The sequence below is a fragment of the Mycobacterium helveticum genome, assembly GCF_007714205.1.
GTDB classification, from domain to species: Bacteria; Actinomycetota; Actinomycetes; order Mycobacteriales; family Mycobacteriaceae; genus Mycobacterium; species Mycobacterium helveticum.
Genome location: NZ_VMQU01000237.1, coordinates 1 through 3,259, shown reverse-complemented (window position 1 = coordinate 3,259; position 3,259 = coordinate 1). Strand labels below are relative to the sequence as shown.

At 67.0% G+C, this 3,259-nt stretch carries 3 protein-coding genes and 2 pseudogenes; 4 read left to right on the top strand and 1 reads right to left on the bottom strand.

The genetic code is table 11. From position 1 onward, the window contains the following. Window positions 1-182: pseudogene (locus FPZ47_RS29065) on the top strand (hypothetical protein); the annotation flags it as partial. Between the two features lie 96 nt (window positions 183-278). Continuing rightward, window positions 279-1,604 carry a UDP-glucose dehydrogenase family protein gene (locus FPZ47_RS27015; protein ID WP_144957281.1) on the top strand — a complete coding sequence of 442 codons (1,326 nt, stop codon included), beginning with the start codon at window positions 279-281 and terminating at the stop codon, window positions 1,602-1,604. Here the strand turns inward: FPZ47_RS27015 and FPZ47_RS27010 are convergent. Continuing rightward, a complete protein-coding gene (locus tag FPZ47_RS27010) occupies window positions 1,601-1,906 on the bottom strand; it encodes a hypothetical protein (RefSeq protein WP_210420030.1) in 306 nt (101 codons plus the stop codon). The two genes, FPZ47_RS27015 and FPZ47_RS27010, sit on opposite strands and share 4 nt — an antisense overlap. A gap of 221 nt (window positions 1,907-2,127) precedes the next feature. Here FPZ47_RS27010 and FPZ47_RS27005 point away from each other — a divergent pair, with 221 nt between their 5' ends. Continuing rightward, complete coding sequence (locus FPZ47_RS27005; RefSeq protein WP_144957278.1) at window positions 2,128-2,328, top strand: hypothetical protein; 201 nt, start codon at window positions 2,128-2,130, stop codon at window positions 2,326-2,328. Between the two features lie 372 nt (window positions 2,329-2,700). Then, window positions 2,701-3,259, top strand: a pseudogene (locus tag FPZ47_RS27000) (hypothetical protein); the annotation flags it as partial.

Genomic DNA, 3,259 nt, shown 5'->3' with positions numbered 1-3,259 from the left:
CGCCGGTGCAGATCCCGCTACCGCTGCCCCCCTTCCTCGGTGGGCCCGGGCCCGCTCCGAGGGGGCCGTTCGGCGGCGACGACGACCGCGGCGGATTTCCGGGGGTCCCGCACGGCGGGTTCGGCCGCGGCCACGGCCGCGGCGGGTTCGGAATCCCCGGCATCGGTATCCCGGGGCTGTAGCGCGCGCGGCCGGTCGGTGTCAGGTGTCATCTGCCGTTTAACTACCGCTCAGCGAGTCGATGCAGTCAGCTCATCGCGGCCGCCTACACCGGTGGTATGCGATGCACCGTGTTCGGCACCGGCTATCTGGGAGCCACCCATGCGGTCGGGATGGCGGAACTGGGCCACGACGTCGTGGGGATCGACATCGACCCGGGGAAGGTCGCCAAGCTCGCCGGGGGAGACATCCCCTTCTACGAGCCCGGCCTGCGGAAGCTGCTGACCGAGAACCTCGCCGCGGGGCGGCTGCGGTTCACCACCGACTACGACCTGGCCGCTGAATTCGCCGACGTGCATTTCCTGGGCGTGGGCACGCCGCAGAAGAAGGGCGAGTACGGCGCCGACCTGTGCCACGTCCATGCCGTCATCGACGAGCTGGTGCCGCGGCTGACCAGGCCGTCGGTGCTCGTCGGCAAATCGACGGTGCCGGTGGGCACCGCGGCCGAGCTGAGTCGGCGGGCCGCCGCGCTGACGTCCCCGGGGGTGGACGTCGAGATCGCCTGGAACCCCGAGTTCTTGCGCGAGGGCCTCGCCGTGCACGACACCTTGCATCCGGACCGCATCGTGCTTGGCGTGCAAGAAGATTCGACCCGTGCCGAGCCCGCGGTCCGCGAAATGTACGCCCCGCTGCTGGCCGCGGAGATCCCGTTCCTGGTGACCGACCTGCAGACCGCGGAGCTGGTCAAGGTGTCGGCCAACGCTTTTCTGGCGACCAAGATCTCGTTCATCAACGCCATCTCCGAGGTGTGCGAGGCCGCGGGCGCCGACGTCAGCCTGCTGTCCGACGCGCTGGGCTACGACCCGCGGATCGGGCGCCAGTTCCTCAACGCCGGACTGGGTTTCGGCGGCGGCTGCCTGCCCAAGGACATCCGCGCGTTCATGGCCCGCGCGGGTGAGCTGGGAGCCGATCAGGCGCTGACGTTCCTGCGCGAGGTGGACAGCATCAACATGCGCCGCCGCACCCGGATGGTGGAGCTGGCCAGTAGCGCATGCGGCGGATCTCTGCTGGGCGCCAACATCGCCGTCCTCGGCGCGGCGTTCAAACCCGAGTCCGACGACGTGCGCGACTCGCCCGCGCTCAACGTCGCCGGCCAGCTGCAGCTCAACGGCGCCGCGGTCAACGTGTACGACCCGAAAGCCCTGGAAAATGCCCAACGTCTGTTCCCGACGCTGACTTACGCGGTCTCCGTGGAGGAGGCCTGCGAGCGCGCCGACGCGGTGCTGGTGCTCACCGAGTGGCGGCAGTTCGTCGACCTCGACCCGGACGACCTGGCCGACCGGGTGCGCGCGCGGGTGATCGTTGACGGCCGCAACTGCCTCGACGTGGCGCGCTGGCGGCGGGCGGGCTGGAAGGTGTTCCGGCTGGGTGCGCCGCGGCCCTAGAAGGGCGGCGGCTGGTTGCGTTCGGCGACGTGGGCGGCATTCAGGGCGCGTGCGGCGTCGATGCGGCGGGCGCGGTCCTGTGCGCGGGTTTGGCGGCGGGTGAGCATCATCAGGCCGCGCTGAGCCTGGGGCTGCGATGTCGTTGGGGCCGTGGGTAATTCACCTGTTCGCAACGAGAGGGTGGGGAAAAGCAGCCGGCTGCTCGGGCGGGTCGTGTAGGTGTGTCCGCTGGGGGAGGGCCACACGATGGTGCCGTCGGGCCGCTGTTCGTCGCGCCTGCCGGTCCAAAAAGTCTTGAGCAAGGGTGATGTCTGCGGCACTAACAGTTGAGGTTGGTCGCAAGTCATAAATCTACCCCCCGCGAGGCACGTGACCTCACGTCGCCGGAAGGGCGATCCGCCCAGACCCCGGCGGGACATCATTCAATGTCGTCGGCGAGCAGATCGGTTCACCCGACGTCCCTTGCGATATTCCGGCTGGCGCCGAACGGACGTTTTTCATGTACCTCGATACGGCAACCGATTTGAAGTCGGGTGCAGACCGGATCGAAAGTACGCCGCAACGGATCGTTGCCACGGTCGAGGCGACGGTAGTCGACCTGATGGCGTTGGTCCGCACTGTCGGACTGAGCATCGAGGCGGTCGAGTTGACGTGGACCGGGTTCAGTCCGCCGCGGGTTTCGGCGATGGCGATATCTGCTGCCTTTTCATCGACGCTGGCGTAATCAGCACCGAGCAGAACGACATTCCACCCGCGTGCCCTCACGACCTACGGGCTTCTGGTGGTCAACAGATTTCTCGCTACTCGCCAGCTCAATCCGATCCCGTTTCCAGGTAAATGAGAGCGGCTGTTCGCCGACCATACGCAAGCAGTGGGGGTGACGCTGACGGCAGCGGTAGGCAGTCGCGTCGAAAGGTCGCTTCGAGAACTAGCCGGGCTTCGCCCCATCCCGATGGGCATGTTGGCTGGTGTCGCTTTGGGGGGTTCCGGTCCGGACGGGATGAAGACCCTGGTCGAAACGTGTCGATCGGGTGTATGAACCGCCTGTAGCGGTTGGTGGGTCGTTGCCGACCGCCCGTCCGGACCGGAGCCCATCATGACCGTAGCGCGCAGTGCCGGCGATGTCTTGTCCGATCACACGGTGTTGGAGATCGAGTCGATCGACCGGATGTATCTCAACGTGTGGGTGCCGCGGCTGACCTACGGTGCCGGGGTGCAGGGCTTCTTCGTCGGTCACCGCGGCCACCACTTCGCCTCGACCGCGCTGATGGACCCGATGACCAAGGCGTTCGTCGCCGACATCCGCGGATTCGTCGCCGCGCGAGGCCTGGAGTTGGTGTCGTTCGGCAAGGAACGCAAAGACGATGTCGCCCAAGAGTTTTTGGCCCGGTTCAGCGGCGCCGAGGGCGTGTTGTTCGTCGGGCGGGCGCAGGAGAAGGCGCTGGTGTGGCGCACCCAGCGCCGCTACAACCAGGCCGGGGAACCCTATGCCTGGCTGGTGCGCTCCACGGCGTTCATCAACTACTTCTACTTCTATTGCCTCGATGAGGATTTCGGCCCGTTCTTCATCAAGTTCAGCACCTACTTCCCCTACACCGCCAAGCTGTGCATCAACGGCAACGAATGGGCCAAACGCCAAGCGGCCAAGGCCGGTA

Coding starts and splice junctions, on each gene's coding strand:
- FPZ47_RS27015 (WP_144957281.1), top strand. CDS start 279: ATGCGATGCACCGTGTTCGGCACCGGCTATCTGGGAGCCACCCATGCG.